Source organism: Paenibacillus sp. PK1-4R (assembly GCF_030369595.1).
Classification (GTDB): domain Bacteria; phylum Bacillota; class Bacilli; order Paenibacillales; family Paenibacillaceae; genus Paenibacillus.
The window spans coordinates 6944563-6961392 of record NZ_CP126535.1 but is presented as its reverse complement, the minus strand read 5'-3'; the positions used below and the strand labels follow the sequence as shown (position 1 = coordinate 6961392).

At 44.6% G+C, this 16830-nt stretch carries 14 protein-coding genes; 11 read left to right on the top strand and 3 right to left on the bottom strand.

Annotated features, from left to right (window positions below):
• Positions 1-872: 872 nt before the first annotated feature.
• The 3 genes from gntK to QNO02_RS30240 all read right to left on the bottom strand — a co-directional run bounded on the left by gntK (position 873) and on the right by QNO02_RS30240 (position 4733).
• Complete coding sequence (gntK, locus tag QNO02_RS30250; RefSeq protein ID WP_289390797.1) at positions 873-2420, bottom strand: gluconokinase; 1548 nt, start codon at positions 2418-2420, stop codon at positions 873-875.
• A 66-nt stretch (positions 2421-2486) separates the two neighbouring features.
• Positions 2487-3848 carry a GntT/GntP/DsdX family permease gene (locus tag QNO02_RS30245; protein WP_289390796.1) on the bottom strand — a complete coding sequence of 454 codons (1362 nt, stop codon included), beginning with the start codon at positions 3846-3848 and terminating at the stop codon, positions 2487-2489.
• A 210-nt stretch (positions 3849-4058) separates the two neighbouring features.
• A complete protein-coding gene (locus tag QNO02_RS30240; protein WP_133386409.1) occupies positions 4059-4733 on the bottom strand; it encodes a GntR family transcriptional regulator in 675 nt (224 codons plus the stop codon).
• 612 nt (positions 4734-5345) lie between these two features.
• On the opposite strand from QNO02_RS30240, the gene rpmH reads away from it, so the two are divergent.
• The 11 genes from rpmH (at position 5346) to QNO02_RS30185 (ending at position 16712) form a co-directional block, all read left to right on the top strand.
• Positions 5346-5480: a 50S ribosomal protein L34 gene (rpmH, locus tag QNO02_RS30235; protein WP_017691413.1), complete on the top strand. Its 135-nt coding sequence runs from the start codon at positions 5346-5348 to the stop codon at positions 5478-5480.
• Between the two features lie 358 nt (positions 5481-5838).
• On the top strand, positions 5839-6189 hold the full coding sequence (gene rnpA, locus QNO02_RS30230) for a ribonuclease P protein component (RefSeq protein WP_036611981.1): 351 nt from the start codon (positions 5839-5841) through the stop codon (positions 6187-6189).
• A 74-nt stretch (positions 6190-6263) separates the two neighbouring features.
• Complete coding sequence (locus tag QNO02_RS30225; RefSeq protein WP_062836519.1) at positions 6264-7142, top strand: YidC/Oxa1 family membrane protein insertase; 879 nt, start codon at positions 6264-6266, stop codon at positions 7140-7142.
• Positions 7139-7840 carry an RNA-binding cell elongation regulator Jag/EloR gene (gene jag, locus QNO02_RS30220; protein ID WP_017691417.1) on the top strand — a complete coding sequence of 234 codons (702 nt, stop codon included), beginning with the start codon at positions 7139-7141 and terminating at the stop codon, positions 7838-7840. The genes QNO02_RS30225 and jag overlap by 4 nt, the downstream gene beginning before the upstream one ends.
• Positions 7841-8063: 223 nt before the next feature.
• Positions 8064-9440, top strand: a complete 1377-nt coding sequence (mnmE, locus tag QNO02_RS30215) for a tRNA uridine-5-carboxymethylaminomethyl(34) synthesis GTPase MnmE (protein WP_124118699.1) — start codon at positions 8064-8066, stop codon at positions 9438-9440.
• Positions 9441-9662: 222 nt separating this feature from the next.
• Positions 9663-11552: a tRNA uridine-5-carboxymethylaminomethyl(34) synthesis enzyme MnmG gene (mnmG, locus tag QNO02_RS30210; RefSeq protein WP_289390795.1), complete on the top strand. Its 1890-nt coding sequence runs from the start codon at positions 9663-9665 to the stop codon at positions 11550-11552.
• Positions 11552-12274: a 16S rRNA (guanine(527)-N(7))-methyltransferase RsmG gene (gene rsmG / locus QNO02_RS30205; RefSeq protein WP_289390794.1), complete on the top strand. Its 723-nt coding sequence runs from the start codon at positions 11552-11554 to the stop codon at positions 12272-12274. Before mnmG ends, rsmG begins: the two co-directional genes overlap by 1 nt.
• Before the next feature lie 513 nt (positions 12275-12787).
• On the top strand, positions 12788-13606 hold the full coding sequence (noc, locus tag QNO02_RS30200; RefSeq protein WP_062836524.1) for a nucleoid occlusion protein: 819 nt from the start codon (positions 12788-12790) through the stop codon (positions 13604-13606).
• A 190-nt stretch (positions 13607-13796) separates the two neighbouring features.
• On the top strand, positions 13797-14558 hold the full coding sequence (locus tag QNO02_RS30195; RefSeq protein WP_024629525.1) for a ParA family protein: 762 nt from the start codon (positions 13797-13799) through the stop codon (positions 14556-14558).
• Positions 14551-15396 carry a ParB/RepB/Spo0J family partition protein gene (locus QNO02_RS30190; RefSeq protein ID WP_091035230.1) on the top strand — a complete coding sequence of 282 codons (846 nt, stop codon included), beginning with the start codon at positions 14551-14553 and terminating at the stop codon, positions 15394-15396. The genes QNO02_RS30195 and QNO02_RS30190 overlap by 8 nt, the downstream gene beginning before the upstream one ends.
• 161 nt (positions 15397-15557) lie before the next feature.
• Positions 15558-16712, top strand: a complete 1155-nt coding sequence (locus tag QNO02_RS30185) for an aminotransferase class V-fold PLP-dependent enzyme (protein WP_289390793.1) — start codon at positions 15558-15560, stop codon at positions 16710-16712.
• The last annotated feature ends 118 nt before the right edge of the window (positions 16713-16830 follow it).

Here is a 16830-nt window from a genome sequence, read left to right as displayed (position 1 = left end):
AGACTGTCACTCCTTTTACATGTTCCAAGTGTGGCTTAAGCCATGATGCAGTGTCGAAATACGAGATATATTGTTGAATTTATCCCCAAACCCCCGCAGGTCGAAAACAAAAAAAGTATGAACAACGGAAAATTGTTCACAACTTTATCCACAGGCTGTTGATAATATTATGGGTCAGATCACATATTCACATCCAAAAGTAATACAATCATAGCAAAAGAAACCCCGCATTTCAACGTATCGCGTGATTTTATCCACAAATTCAATAACTTGTGTATAATTTTTAGTCACAACACAATATATTGTTTATAAACTGTTTAATTTTCGACAGAATGACCCAAAAACCAAAAATGTTTTATACACAGGTTATCCGTCAAATGATGCCAAATTGTGTGTAAAAGTATTCTTCGTTTGTGAATAACCTGTCTGTGGATAACCGTGAAGTGAAAATGAAGCATGATCAAGATCGGAAAAAGAGCGACCTCTCACTCTCGTGTTTTTCTTGCCAATGGGGCGATGATGAAAGCGACAAATTCAGTGTCGGGATGAGAGACGGAGAGGGGAGTAAACTCATGCCTTTAATTGAACAAGATCAGTGGTGTATTTTCTGGGCAGATGGTAATTCTGTGATGGCAATGTATAAGAATAATGGACCAAGAGGACTTCATTTTAAGACATATGTAATGTGAATTATCCGGAATTAAGAGGTAAGGTGATAATCAAATATGGAGGTTGAAGTATATGATTTTATAATATGAATTCAAAGGATAGATTATGCGTGTATAGCAAAAGAGGGTGTCGCCCAAAACCGATTTCTGGTTTTGGGCGACACCCTCTTTTTTTGGTGCAGACACGAACTATGGATTGATGATTTAGAGACGGGGAAGGGACATTTTACGCTGGAATTCAGCGATATCTGCGTATTCCTCTTCCAGTTTGCGAGAGATCCGAATAAAGATGGGCAGCAGCTCCTGGTAGAGAACAGCATTCTCTTTGACAGGGGTATGCCGATGCGTTGTACCCACCATGGAAGAAACGGCATGAAGCGATTGGATTCGCCCTGTAGCGTACAAACCAAGCACGACGGCACCCAGACAGGAACTTTCGAAGCTCTCGGGTACAACCACTTCCTGATTGAAGATATCGGACATCATCTGGCGCCAGAGAGGAGATCGCGCAAACCCACCTGTGGCTTGAATGGAGGTAGGTTGCCCAATCTGTTCTTCCATGGCGAGCAGTACCGTATATAGGTTGAAAATAACCCCTTCCAGAACAGCACGGATCATATGCTCTTTCTGGTGATGGAGTGTTAAGCCAAAAAAGGAACCACGGGCATCCGGATTCCACAATGGGGCACGTTCGCCCGAAAGGTACGGATGAAACAGAAGTCCTTCCGATCCCGGGCGGACACGTTCCGCAATTTTGGTTAGAACATCATAGGAATTGATGCCAAGTCGCTTCGCTGTCTCCACTTCAGACGCGGCGAATTCATCCCGCACCCAGCGAAACAACATGCCACCGTTATTCACAGGCCCACCAATAACCCAAAGATTCTCTGTAAGGGCGTAACAGAACGTACGACCTTTGGGATCGGTAACCGGACGGTCCACGACTGTACGAATGGCCCCGCTGGTTCCGATGGTTGCTGCGACAACACCAGGTTCAATGGCGTTTACGCCGAGATTGGATAAAACCCCGTCACTTGCGCCAATAACAAAGGGCGTGGAGGGGGAGAGAGCCATTTTTTCAGCCGATTCGTGATTCATTCCTTCTAATATATGTGTTGTGGGTACGAGCTTCGATAGATGGTCGGGTGTAATGCCTGCAATCTCAAGGGCTTCTGCGTCCCAGTCCAGTTGTTCCAGATTGAGCAAGCCCGTGCAGGAAGCGATGGAATGGTCGACGACATATTGTCCGAATAGACGGAAGAACAGATATTCTTTAATCGAAATAAATTTGGCGGTACGCTCAAAAAGATCAGGTTCATCGTGGCGCAGCCACATTAATTTGGTCAGCGGTGACATGGGATGGATCGGTGTACCTGTGCGCAGATAGATGCGATGGCCCAATCCATTCTCTTGCAACTGGGCAGAAAATGCCGCACTTCGATTATCCGCCCAGGTAATGCAACGGGTTATGGGTGTGTTGTCCTGTCCCATGGCAATGACACTATGCATAGCTGAGCTGCAGGATACAAACAGGATCTGCTCGGCAGCAACGCCGCTCTGATCCATGACTCCTCGGACAGAGCGGAGGGCCGCTTGTACAATCTCTTCAGGGTCCTGCTCGGCAACATCTGGTGCAGGGGTATACAAAGGGTATTCCTGCGTTGAGGTACTGACGACGGAGCCTTGCTCGGTAAATAATACGGATTTGGTACTGGTGGTACCAATATCGATCCCAATCATGTAGTTGTTCATATATTTAATCCTTCTTTCTCCAGAAAGCGATGAGATTTTAATTTCTTTCTACTATATAGAGTCCATTTATACCACTGTGCTCAGGAGCAAAATAAAGATCAGTCCCACCACGGATAATAGTGTTTCCATAACGGTCCACGTTTTCAATGTCTGGGAAACGCTCATATTAAAGAATTCTTTGATCATCCAGAATCCCGCATCGTTCACATGGGACAAGATGAGTGACCCTGCACCTGTGGCGAGTACAACCAGCTCAATATTGGCACCTGGTGTGAGTGCAAGCACTGGAGCGACAATGCCGGCAGCAGTTGTCATAGCTACGGTTGCTGAACCGGTAGCTACACGAATGAGCGCAGCGACAAGCCAGGCAAACAGGATCACGTTGATGTTAGCATGGGTAGCGACATCAGCAATGGCGTTGCCCACACCACTATTGATCAATACCTGTTTGAAGGCACCGCCTCCGCCAATAATGAGAATGATGGTCGCCGTAGGCGCCAGACATTCACTGGTGAAGCGAGAAATATCGTGTTTGGTGAATCCACGTGCAAAGCCGAGTGAAAAGAGGGCAAATACAACTGAAATCAGCAGAGCAATGATCTCATGACCGATAAATTCACTGAAAACGGTGAAGCCGCTTGTTGCATTTGGGTCAATGATGCTTGCTATGGAACCAATCAACATCAAAATAACCGGCAGCAATATGGTAAACAAGGTAATACCAAACCCAGGCATGTTGCTGTTTGTTTTGGTTGCGAATTGTTCAGCCAGTTCAGCTGGCGGTTCGGTGTGTATTCTTTTGCCAATAAATTTACCAAACAAAGGACCTGCAATAATCGCTGTAGGAATACCAACAATAAGGGAGTACAAAATGGTTTTACCCAAATCCGCGCTGTAGGCTTCAATCGCTATCATTGGCGCTGGGTGGGGTGGAACCAAACCGTGTACAGTCGACAGACCTGCCAAAATGGGAATACCAATCTGCAGCAGAGACATATTGGTTTTACGTGCAACGGTGAAAATGATGGGAATCATCAAAATCACGCCGACTTCGAAGAAAACAGGAATACCAACGATAAATCCAACAATCATCATGGCCCAGTGCACACGTTTCACACCAAACCGATCAACCAATGTAGTTGCAATGCGCTCGGCACCGCCAGATTCGGCCATCATCTTACCAAGCATCGTACCGAGAGCAATAACAATTGCAATGGTTCCAAGTGTGCCGCCAAGTCCCCCGGTAATGGAAGAGATTACATCGGCAGGTTTCATGCCTGTAAGCAAACCGAGCATTAATGCGGACAACAGCAGGGTGATGAAGGGATTCCATTTATACTTGGAAATCAAGACGATCAGAAAAACGATCGCAATTAACGTCCAAACCAATAATGTTGCGTTGTGGGATAGTCCAAAAAGAGTGCTCATGATGTTATGTGCTCCTTTATTTCTGATATAGAACGCTTACAAGTGAAATTATCGTCAACAATTGAATTCGTGCAGGTACTGAAAAAGAGGTGTTGGCGAGAAATGTAGTTTTATCATGCCCAAAATGAAAACAAAACGCATTTTGTATACTTGTCGACAAGTTAAGCCGCAATCATTCACGATGGATATGATTGCAAACGCCTTGCTCCTTTAGGAATCAAAGCTTTCGTGCAGTGTTTTACCAGAATCTTGAAAATACGTGCGGACTCCAGCCTGAATGAGCATTTTGTCACCAGACTCCAGTGCTTCAACAAGCAAACGGTGTTTCTCAATTACAGCGCTTACTTTCTGCTCGCCTTGAACGAATACTCTGCGCGTTGTGAGCAGCATAACGGTCATCACAACATATCGAATACTCTTCCATAGATGTGAAATACGGGAATGCTGAGCAGCTTCAATGATGGTCTCGTGGAAAATGAGATCCTGATAGGCGAATTCGACGGCGTCCTGATGCCGTCCAGCAAGTTGCATTTTGTCGATCACGTTACGCAGCTGGGTGATTAATGATTCTGGGACATCACCAGCGAGTCGCTGCTGCACAAAACTTTCAATCAGGAAACGGACATCATACAATTCCTCGACATCCTTGATTCGTAGTCCAATGACAACGACACCCATACGTTCAAGTCGAATAAGTCCTTCATTGGACAAAGTTCGTAACGCTTCACGGACAGGTGAACGACTGCTGTCAAAATCAGCCGCAATTCGATTTTCCGACAAAATCTCTCCAGGTCGAAGGGTACCGCTGATGATCCGCAGCCTTAATTCGCAGGCAATGGCTTCACCACGAGAAGCCCCTTGAAGCCAGGAAGAAGGAAATAACATATGGCTAACGCTCCTATTAATAAGTAATCAGTCCATTACTGATCATAGCATAACTATTTTGCGGACTGGACATTCAGTTCAATCCATAGTCTGTAGCTACAAGCTAACGGCTAATGTTTTTTTCAAAGGACTACTAAAGGCGGGTAAGTAAATCAGCTTCATCCATATACTTGTATACAAGATGTGATGTTTATCCTACACCTTTCTCAAAAGCTTGTAAACCTTAATTGAAGCGGATACAACCTGATTAGAATTCGACGATATTTATAGCCTATAATCATTATCCACATGTGAATAACTTTAAACAGGATGTAATGAAGGAGATAACAGGCATTGGAGGTTGTGGATAACTATAAATGCTGAAATATGGCGATCTGATCAGGGTCTGGGGATAACTTTCAGAACTCTCTTCGGGGCTTGGTAATGGTATTCTAGTGAACGGACTGTGGTCATTACTTTGAGTGGGATGGAGAGTGTATATAAAAGAGGGAGAAGCCTTGCGCCTTGCAGTTGACTTTTCCAGGTGATCATGGTTAAATATATAAAGGTGTTTTCTGTGAAGATGAAAGTGATTCATCACATAAGTATTTCCTTGTGAGGAGGTGCAATACATTGAGACCTACATTCAAACCGAACGTTAGCAAACGTAAAAAAGTTCATGGTTTCCGGAAAAGAATGAGCACGAGCAACGGCCGTAAAATTTTGGCCGCACGTCGCCTTAAAGGCCGTAAAAACCTGAGTGCTTAATGCATTGAAGACCACCGAGGTGGTCTTTTTTTTCTTAATTAGCTCAAATCAGACTGGATGCTGCTACAGATCAGGTCTGAATGGTCTGCGAAAAAGTGCTGAACACATATGATGTATGTTGAGTGAGTTTTCCATTTTTCGAAAACTTACCTTATATAATGATGAATCGTTGATAGGTTTAAAATAGCCAATCAACATTCATCCCGGATGAATGCGGATCAGTTCAAGTAGCTGGTTAACAATCATCCCAAATGAAGTTGTCGCCAAGACGGTTTACCGTCATTCAAGAAAGCCTATACTAAATCAGTAATGAGGCCTCCGTCAATAACATTGGTGGAGAACAGCAAGGAGAAGCGCCGTGTATAAAAGACTGCGTCTACGAAACCGGGCGGACTTTAGCCGCGTATACCGGTATGGGAAATCGTTTGCCAATCATCAATTCGTGGTGTATGGCTGTCGCCGTAAAGATACGGAACAATTTCGGGTCGGCGTATCATGCAGCAAGAAAATCGGAAACGCTGTCGTACGCAACCGGATGAGACGCATGATCAAGGAAATTGTTCGTCATCATGAGCATGAGATCGTCACGCAGATGGATCTGATTTTTATCGTCAGAAAAGGTGCACTGGACATGCCCTATAAGGAAATGGAAAAAAGCCTGCTACATGCGATGCGAAAGGGCTCTCTTTTGAAGTCGAGCAAGCGGTAAGCTTCGGTTTATTTGTCCTCCTAATTATGGTATGATTTACGGTGGAATGGAATGGTTAAGAGAGGGGTTATGAAGTGTCGCGATTGAAGACATCAAAGGGGAAGTGGATTCTCCTCATTGCAGTCATTGCAATGGTCACTGTACTCGCCGGATGTACTCCACAAGGAGCCGGGGTTACTACGGAAGATCTAAAGAATAGTGATTCTTTTTGGCAAGCCAATGTTGTGTACTGGTTCTCACTGGCGCTGGATACATTCGCCAACTGGTTCAAAGGTGAATATGGACTGGCCGTCCTCGTGATGGTGCTTATTGTACGGACATTGATTTTACCATTAACAATGAAACAAGTCCGTAGCTCCAAAGCTATGCAGGCCATTCAGCCGCAGCTGAAGGAGATTCAAGCCAAGTTTAAAGATACACCTGAGAAAGTTCAGCAAGAAACAATGAAGTTGTTTCAGGAGAACAAAGTTAATCCGATGGCGGGTTGTCTGCCACTTCTGATTCAGATGCCGATTTACATCGCACTTTATAACTCAATTTACGGAAACTCCAGTCTGAGAACACATGATTTCTTGTGGCTTCAGCTCGGGGAACCGGATCACCTGTTTATTTTGCCAGTGCTGGCTGCCATCACAACATTCATTCAAACATGGATGATGATGCGTATGAATCCTGCACAGCAAGTTGGTCCGATGCAGTTTATGCTATGGGTATACCCAATTTTGATCTTTGTGATGTCTTACCAGTTCCCGTCAGCACTTCCGCTGTACTGGTTCTACAGTAACATCTACACGATCGTGCAAAACTATTTCCTTTACCGGAATAATGATAAAATCGTGGCTGAGGTCAACGTGAAGCAGAATAGCTCTTCCAAAAATGGAGCTAAACGCAAAAACGGTGGCAAAGCGACCGTCTCTGGAAAAGGGTCGAAAGGGGCCAAAAAATCGAAATGACCAAAGTCATTACGTCAGGAAAAACCGTTGAAGATGCTGTAAACCAAGGATTGACCGAGCTTGGCGTAAGTCGGGACAAGGTCGAGATACAAGTGTTAGAGCAGCCGTCAAAAGGATTCCTGGGTTTGTTCGGGGTGAGGGCGGCCAAAGTTGAAGTGAAATTATTGCCTGTGCCGGAAGTTGTTCCACAGCCGATCAAGCCAGCTGCATACAAACCTGAAGTAGATGCATTACTTGAGGATGTTGCAGCTAAAAATCCCTATGAAGAAGCGGCTGCTTTCTTGAAAGAGGTCGCAGCAGGTATGGGACTGGATGTTGAAGTGCATATCAAAAAACAGCGGGATGGACATATCTTCAATATTGCCGGTGAAGATCTGGGCATGATTATTGGCAGACGTGGACAGACGCTGGATGCGCTTCAGTATCTAACGAACATTGTAGCGAACCGATATTCGGAAAGCTTCGTTCGAATTGTGCTCGACGCGGAGAATTTCCGTCAACGTCGGCGGAAGACGCTGGAGGACTTGGCTGAAAGGTTGGCTGGACAAGCAATCCGTACCGGCAAGGAAGTTGTACTGGAACCAATGCCTCCGCTCGAACGAAAAGTCATTCATGCAAAACTGCAAAACCACCCGCAGATTAAGACGTTAAGTAAGGGTGAAGAGCCTAATCGGCGTGTGGTTATTACGACGAAATAACACGAAATTGAAGACGCAATGGCTTCCTGCCCGGTGCAGAAGCCATTGCTTTTTTCGTACAGAAGCAATTTGGTAAGCTGCATAGAGCAAGTGAAGAGCGAGTAAAGAGTGAACTTAATACGATTAGTGGCATGTCATATGTTATATCATTAATAGATTTGAAAATGGATATGGCGTCCCCCTGAGGGGCGGCAATTTTAAAATAGAGCAAGGAGAGATAACCATGATCAGTGATACGATCACAGCGATATCAACAGCTGTTGGAGAGGCGGGTATCGCCGTGATCCGGGTCAGCGGCCCGGATGCAGTGTCGGAGACGGAAAAGATTTTTCGCAGCAAAACCCCTTTAACTCAGGCGGCATCTCACACAGTTCATTATGGTCATATCATAGATCCCGTTAATGGGGAAAAGATTGAGGAAGTACTGGTTACGGTAATGCGAGCACCACGCTCGTTCACAACAGAAGATGTCGTGGAGATCAGTGCGCATGGCGGTGTAGTGTCTGTAAAACGGGTCATGGACCTGCTATTACAGCTTGATATTCGTCTGGCTGAACCCGGTGAATTCACGAAGCGTGCTTTCCTTAATGGGCGGATTGACCTGTCTCAGGCGGAAGGTGTCATGGATCTTATTCGTTCCAAATCGGACAGAGCTTTCTCGGTTGCATTGAAACAGGTTGAAGGCAAACTATCCTCCAAATTGCGTGATCTACGATATACACTGGTGGAAACACTGGCTCATATTGAAGTAAATATCGATTACCCTGAGCATGATGTGGAGTCGTTAACGTCTGATTTTATTAAAGAAAAGTCCAGTCAGGTTATGACTGAAATTGATAAATTGCTGACTACAGCAGAGCAAGGTAAGATCCTGCGAGAAGGTATCACGACGGCTATTGTTGGACGACCTAACGTAGGCAAATCCTCATTGATGAATACACTTGCCCAAGACAATCGGGCCATCGTCACGGACATTCCAGGAACAACTCGTGATGTGATCGAGGAGTTCATTACGATTAATAATATCCCGCTGAAATTGCTGGATACGGCAGGAATCCGGGAAACAATGGACGTTGTAGAGAAGATCGGGGTAGAACGCTCTCGCTCTGCGGTAAGTGAAGCCGATCTGATCTTAATGGTTGTGAATGCTGCGGAGCCACTTCATCCCGATGAGATTGAATTATTGGAACAAATCCGCGGTAGACAATCAATAATCATTATGAATAAAATGGACTTAACGCCACAGGTAGAACGTGACGTGCTGCTTCGTTACATTCCGGAAGAACGACTTGTACCGATGTCGGTGAAAGATGATCTGGGTGTGGATCGACTGGAAGATGCCATCTCTACGCTATTCTTCAGTGGTAAACTGGAGTCCGCAGATCTGACCTATGTCAGCAATGTGCGTCATATTGCTTTGCTCAAAAAAGCGAAGCAGTCCCTCGTGGATGCCTATGAAGCAGCAGAGCAGTTCATTCCGATCGATATGATTCAGATTGATGTTCGTTTGGCGTGGGAGCATTTGGGCGAGATTGTTGGAGATACGGCACATGATGCATTAATTGATCAGATTTTCTCCCAGTTCTGTCTAGGAAAGTAAAAAAAATATACTGCGGATTGACTTGAATCGTAGTGTATGATGGAAAGGTACAATTTCTGCCTGTTGTCAAAGGATGGAATGATGTTGTAGCCATTACGTGTTGGTTTCATATAGATAGGAATGCAAGTTCCGATGAACGGTTAGAAGTAGTTTCATTATTGTAGAACATGATCCGTCTGTGTGAGTTACACCAAATGCAGCGGAATAAGGAGGTAAACGGGAATGGCTTTTGATGGCGGCAGTTATGATGTAATCGTCGTTGGTGCAGGACATGCTGGTGTGGAATCCGCGCTGGCCGCAGCTCGTATGGGGTCCAAAACACTAATGATTACGATCAATCTGGATATGGTGGCCTTTATGCCTTGTAACCCATCTATTGGGGGACCGGCCAAAGGACATGTTGTTCGTGAGATTGATGCTCTTGGTGGAGAAATGGGACGGAATATCGATAAAACCTTTATTCAGATGCGGATGCTCAACACAGGTAAAGGCCCTGCTGTTCACGCGCTTCGTGCTCAGGCAGATAAATTCTCCTACCAGCACAAAATGAAGGAAACGATGGAGAATGAACGTAATCTGACGATGCGTCAGGGTATGGTTGATCGCCTGATCGTTGAAGACGGAAAATGTGTAGGCGTTGTGACTCAGACCGGAACAGAGTATCGGGCTAAAGCGGTTGTTCTGACAACAGGCACATACTTGCGCGGTAAAGTGATCATGGGTGAGTTGATGTATGAGAGTGGACCAAACAATCAACAACCATCTCTTAAATTGTCAGAGCATCTGCGTGAACTTGGCTTTGATCTGGTTCGTTTCAAAACAGGTACACCACCACGTGTGCACAAGGATACGATTGATTTTAGCAAAACTGAAATTCAGCCTGGCGATGATGAGCCGAAGTTCTTTTCCTATGAAACAGAATCTTCTGATAATGAGCAGCTGCCTTGCTGGTTGACGTATACATCCGTGGAAACACATCAGATTATTAATGATAATCTGCATCGTGCACCGATGTTTTCCGGTGTAATTGAAGGGACTGGACCGCGTTATTGTCCATCCATTGAGGATAAAATTGTCCGGTTTAGCGACAAACCGAAACATCAGATTTTCCTGGAGCCGGAAGGCAAAAATACATCCGAGTATTATGTGCAGGGACTATCTACAAGTCTGCCAGAAGATGTTCAACTTGCGGTTCTGCGCTCCATTCCGGGTATGGAAAAAGTGGAAATGATGCGTAACGGTTATGCGATTGAATACGATGCGATGGTACCTACACAATTGTGGCCATCACTTGAAACCAAACGTCTGCCAGGTCTGTTCACAGCAGGTCAGATTAATGGTACTTCCGGTTACGAAGAAGCGGCTGGACAAGGCGTTATGGCCGGCATTAATGCAGCACGGAAAGTACAAGATAAAGAGCCGATTGTGCTTGATCGTTCCCAAGGTTATATTGGTGTGCTGATTGATGATTTGGTAACGAAGGGTACTAATGAGCCATATCGTCTGTTGACTTCACGCGCTGAATATCGTCTGTTGCTTCGCCATGATAATGCAGATATGCGTTTGACGGAAATCGGACATGACATTGGCCTGATCCCTGAAGATCGTTATGCGAAATTCCTGGATAAAAAGGCAAAAGTCGAGCAGGAAGTCGCGCGTCTGAAAGTGGCTAAAGCTCGCCCAGTTGAAGTGAACGCCAAGCTGGAAGAGTATGGATCTACACCTATTCAGGATGGCAGTACGTTGCTTACCTTGCTGCGTCGCCCGGAGCTGGGGTATGAACTGATTGAACAGATCTCACCATCTGAGGTAGAACTGACAGCAGATATGAAAGAACAAGTCGAAATACAAATTAAATATGCGGGTTATATTGAGAAACAATTGATCCACGTGGAACGTTTGCAAAAGATGGAGAAAAAGAAAATTCCGGACACTATCGTATATGATGAGATTCATGGTCTTGCTATGGAAGCCAAACAGAAGCTCGCTACGATTCGTCCAATCTCGATTGGTCAGGCTTCTCGTATTGCTGGAGTTACTCCTGCCGACATCTCCATTCTGCTGGTCTACTTGGAGCATTATAACCGTGTAACCGCAGCAAGGGGACAATAATGGACGATATTCAACAGCAACTGCAGCGGCGCTTAAAGAAACATGGATTAGAGCTGGGAGAACTCCAATTGGAGCAATTCGAACTGTATTATCAGGAGCTGGTATCATGGAATGAAAAGATGAATCTGACGGGCATAACGGATCGGGAGCAAGTGTATACCAAACATTTCTATGATTCGGTATCACTGGCTTTTTATACTGACATGACCAAAGTGAATATGCTTGCTGACATTGGATCAGGAGCGGGTTTTCCGGGATTGCCACTGAAGATCTGTTTCCCGCATATTAAGCTTACGATCATTGATTCATTAAATAAACGTATTGGCTTTCTACAGCATGTGGTAGATATCCTTGGCCTGACTGATGTGGAATTGGTCCATGGACGTGCTGAAGAGATTGGACGCAAAGAAGGGTATCGTGACAGCTACGATCTCGTTACGGCGCGTGCAGTAGCCAAGCTGGCTGTGCTGAATGAATTCTGCCTTCCGTTTGTTCGTAAAAGTGGAATATTCGCTGCCATGAAGGGCGGAGACCCGCGTGAAGAAATGAAGGAAGCGGAGTTCAGCTTCAATCAGCTGAAAGGACGGGTTAAGGCCGTTCATCCTTTCCAGCTGCCGGTTGAAGAATCAGAGCGTCACATCATTCTGATTCAGAAATTTGATAAGACACCATATAAGTATCCGCGTAAACCAGGTACTCCAATGAAGACTCCGCTGATATAGTTGCGTGATGGTTTTGAAGTGAGTCAAAACAAAATAGAAATTTAGACATAGATAAAGAGGATGTTTCACGTGAAACATTCTCTTTTTTGTTTTCTGAAATGGAGGACTGGATCAACATTGCGGATACTCCGTATTACATATCTCTTAAAGAAACTATAATGATGAATTTCACGCACAGTAACTCATGGACAATTTCATTAATTGAATGTGTGCAAGTCGTCATATTTCCAATATTCACAAAGAAAAAGCAGGAAAATTAGCAGAGTTTAAAGAATAGGTAAGCATAGGATTATGATAGAAAAGATGATAGAATAGAAGTATCCGATCTTGGGTCACAGCGATCATAGATTATATGTATAGATAGATGGATATGCGTTCGATGTTGCATGACAGAAAGCATTATGAAAGGCAAAACTTATTCCAAGAACGATGCATGTGAAAGGTCGCTTATTGAATAAGAAGCACCTGCAAAGACTGTGGGAGCTATTACGAAACTAGGTGGTAATCTGCGGAATGAAAGAACAATTTTCGAAGTTGTTTGGTTTGGCGGAGCGCAATAACGGAGATGAGATCAAACAGATTCCGGTCAATGAAATTGTGAGCAGCCCATATCAACCCCGTACTATTTTTGATGATGATAAAATTGATGAGTTGTTGCAGACGATCAAAACACATGGCGTAATTCAGCCTATTGTCGTTCGCGTGCGAAATGGATCATATGAGATTATTGCCGGGGAACGTCGCTGGCGTGCAGTTCGAAAACTGGGTTTGGATACGATTCCGGCTATTGTGCGTGAATTCAACGATTCTCAGGCCGCATCCATTGCACTGATTGAGAACTTGCAGCGTGAAGGATTGACTTCAATTGAAGAAGCTGTCGCTTATCAGAAGCTGATCGACTTGCATCAATTGACACAGGAAAGTCTGGCACAACGACTCGGCAAAAGCCAGTCAACCATCGCGAACAAAATTCGATTGTTACAGCTTCCAGAAGGTATTAAGGCCGCATTGATGGAACGAAAAATTTCTGAACGGCATGCAAGAGCATTACTTTCTCTCGATACGGAAGAACTGCAGATGAAGTTGCTCGGTGAGATTATTGAAAAAGAATTGAACGTCAAACAGACAGAGGCGCGTGTTGCCTTTTATAAGGAATCTTCCAAAATCAAAAAATCCAAACGTGTTTCCTTTACCAAGGATGTAAGACTTGCACTTAATACGATTCGCCAATCCATTGATATGGTAACTGGCTCAGGTCTGGACATCAAAACAAAAGAAGCAGACCATGAGGATCATTATGAGATCGTTATCCATATTCCAAAACGCAAATAATTGAAGCTTATGGCGGCAATGGGCCGCTTTTTATGTCTATAAATCAAGTTAGGTCTGACATTTTTAAAGAACAGTCGGTATATTGATGGAACGGTAGTTGTTGTTTGTGTGGACGATAGCCGCCTGCTTTTTGTTAACAATATCTCACAACCTACAAGAAAAGACTCCTATTTTATTTGAGGTGAAGTAATTGTCTAAGATTATGGCCGTAGCAAATCAAAAGGGCGGTGTGGGGAAAACGACGACATCTGTTAACTTGGGTGCAGGACTGGCTTCACTCGGGAAAAGAGTATTGCTTGTCGATATTGACCCTCAGGGGAATACAACCAGCGGAGTCGGAATCAATAAAGCAGATGTGGCTAATTGTATATATGATGTCATTATTAATGAGGTTCCTCCTCAAGAAGCGATTGTGGAGACTCAGATTGAAGGCCTTCATATCATACCTGCAACGATTCAGCTTGCCGGAGCCGAGATCGAATTGGTGTCCACGATATCACGGGAAGTTCGCTTGAAAAAATCACTCGCCATGGTGAAAAAAAACTATGATTACATACTGATCGATTGTCCACCATCCCTTGGTATGTTAACGATTAATTCGTTGACTGCTTCCGATTCGGTGATCATTCCGATTCAGTGTGAGTATTATGCACTTGAAGGATTAAGCCAGTTGCTTAATACGGTTCGTCTGGTACAGAAACATCTGAATACATCCCTGCAGATTGAAGGGGTATTGCTGACGATGTTTGATGCGCGGACCAATCTGGGAATTCAGGTTATTGAAGAAGTGAAAAAGTATTTTCAACAAAAAGTATATCAAACAATTATTCCGCGTAATGTACGGCTTAGTGAAGCACCATCTCATGGTCAATCCATTATCACGTATGACCCTCGTTCAAGAGGGGCGGAAGTGTATTTAGAGCTCGCAAAGGAAGTGATTTCTTATGAGTAAGCGGCTTGGAAAAGGTCTTGATGCCCTCATTCCTTCGCTTTCAATTAATGACGATGATAAAGTCGTAGAAATCCCGATTAGTCAACTGCGGGCTAACCCCTATCAACCACGTAAAGTATTTGATGAGGGCGCAATACATGAACTGGCTGAGTCTATTCGTCAGCATGGTGTCATACAACCCATTATTGTTCGTCCGGTGTTACGAGGTTATGAGATTATTGCCGGAGAACGACGGTTTAGAGCTTCGCAATATTGTGGTAATGCCACCGTACCGGCTGTAGTCCGTAACTTCAGTGATCAGCAGGTAATGGAGATTGCGTTGATTGAGAACCTGCAGCGGGAGAATCTGAACGCCATGGAAGTTGCAGTTGCTTATCAGGGGTTAATGGATCAATTCGCGTTGACTCAGGAAGAGTTGTCTGTAAAAGTAGGTAAATCACGTTCTCACATTGCTAACTTCTTGCGTCTGTTATCATTGCCAGATGAAGTTAAAGACCATGTTTCACGTGGAACATTATCTATGGGACATGCACGTGCCATCGTGGGTGTGAAGGACGAGGTTATGGTGAAGCAACTTGCAAAACAAACCATTGATCAGCAATGGAGTGTACGTGAGTTGGAGGAAGCTGTTCAACAATTGGATCGATCCAAAACAGGTGAGGCTAAAGCCAAATCGAAGTTAAAAAAGAAAGATCCATTCATTGATACATTGGAAGAATCTCTTCGTGAACGTTTCAAAACAACAGTGAAAATCAAGCACAATAAAGATAAAGGTAAAATTGAGCTCAACTACTACAGTCAACAGGATCTGGAACGGCTATTGGAATTGTTACAATAACAGTCGGGTCTATGATTCATTAACAACATGCGGGGCTTACTCATGTCATGACATATCGCCTCTGTACCATGGAGAAACGATATGTCATTCTTTGTTTATAGGGTTATATGTGCGATATGTGCAGGCGAATTATTAATTTATGGGACAGAGGTGGTTGTGAGGTGGAGGGAGTTATCTATCTAGATCATGCAGCAACATCTTGGCCCAAACCACCTGCTGTCGGTGATGCGATGTTGAGTGCATTGGAGATTGCCGGAGCCAATCCTGGCAGAGGAAGTCACCGCATGGCTGTTCAGGCAAGTCGTGTATTGTTCGAGGCGAGAAAATCCTTATCCGATATTTTTGGAATCAAAAATGCGAACGATATTGCATTCGGATCAAATACGACAGAAGCGCTAAATCTAGCTATTCAAGGCTCGCTTAGAGAGGGCGACCATGTGATTGCCACCATGGCTGAACATAACTCAGTCAGACGACCACTGGAGTACATGCGAAGACTCCGAAATGTAGAGATTGATTATGTACCTGTTAATGCTGCGGGAGCCATTGATCTGATGCAAATGGAACGTATGTTTCGTTCGAATACCAGATTGGTGGTATGTACACATAGTTCCAATCTGCTTGGCAGTATTCTTCCTATTGGAGAAATTTCGCTCCTGTGTCGTAAACATCGGGCGATCTTATTGGTAGATGCGGCTCAGAGTGCTGGGGTTATGCCTGTGAATGTACAACAATTGGGCATTGATATGTTGGCTTTTCCAGGGCATAAAGGACTGCTTGGTCCTCAGGGTACAGGGGGCTTGTACATTGCGCCAGAGCTCGATATAGAGCCTTTACTTCATGGAGGAACAGGAAGTCAGTCAGAAGCTCTGGAGCAGCCAAAGGTGCGTCCTGATCGGTATGAAGCGGGGACGCCGAATACAGTCGGGATCGCAGGGCTGAATGCGGGTGTGAAGCATGTACTTGAGATGACACCCGCGTTCATCTACCAACACGATTGGGAACTGACCCAACACATAATGGATGGGCTGTCATCCGTTAAAGGCATTCGAATGCTTGGTCCAGAGATTGGACAGCCTCGTACCGGATTAGTATCTTTTACTGTAGATGGGTATGATTCGGCGCAACTCGCCTTCCGATTAGATCGGAATTATGGGATTGCGGTACGCTCCGGTTTTCATTGTACACCGCTTGCACACGAATCTGCTGGTACAACCGCTACCGGAGCAGTAAGGGCCAGTGTGGGATACAATTCAACTAGAGTACATGTGGAAGCACTCGTTAAGGCAGTGTTGGAATTGACTGGGGCAGACTAGATTAGAGTTGAAATGATGAACTCATTTGATACAGGATTGCTTGATTAAGCTTATGGATATCGGGTTGATTTATAATGAATGATAATATTACAGGACAGACGTTAATCTGATCAAAAAT

Excerpts from the sequence above, each read along its gene's own strand:
- gntK (WP_289390797.1), bottom strand. The coding sequence starts at position 2,420 with ATGAACAACTACATGATTGGGATCGATATTGGTACCACCAGTACCAAA.
- QNO02_RS30245 (WP_289390796.1), bottom strand. The coding sequence starts at position 3,848 with ATGAGCACTCTTTTTGGACTATCCCACAACGCAACATTATTGGTTTGG.
- QNO02_RS30240 (WP_133386409.1), bottom strand. The coding sequence starts at position 4,733 with ATGTTATTTCCTTCTTCCTGGCTTCAAGGGGCTTCTCGTGGTGAAGCC.
- jag (WP_017691417.1), top strand. The coding sequence starts at position 7,139 with ATGACCAAAGTCATTACGTCAGGAAAAACCGTTGAAGATGCTGTAAAC.
- mnmE (WP_124118699.1), top strand. The coding sequence starts at position 8,064 with ATGATCAGTGATACGATCACAGCGATATCAACAGCTGTTGGAGAGGCG.
- mnmG (WP_289390795.1), top strand. The coding sequence starts at position 9,663 with ATGGCTTTTGATGGCGGCAGTTATGATGTAATCGTCGTTGGTGCAGGA.
- rsmG (WP_289390794.1), top strand. The coding sequence starts at position 11,552 with ATGGACGATATTCAACAGCAACTGCAGCGGCGCTTAAAGAAACATGGA.
- noc (WP_062836524.1), top strand. The coding sequence starts at position 12,788 with ATGAAAGAACAATTTTCGAAGTTGTTTGGTTTGGCGGAGCGCAATAAC.
- QNO02_RS30190 (WP_091035230.1), top strand. The coding sequence starts at position 14,551 with ATGAGTAAGCGGCTTGGAAAAGGTCTTGATGCCCTCATTCCTTCGCTT.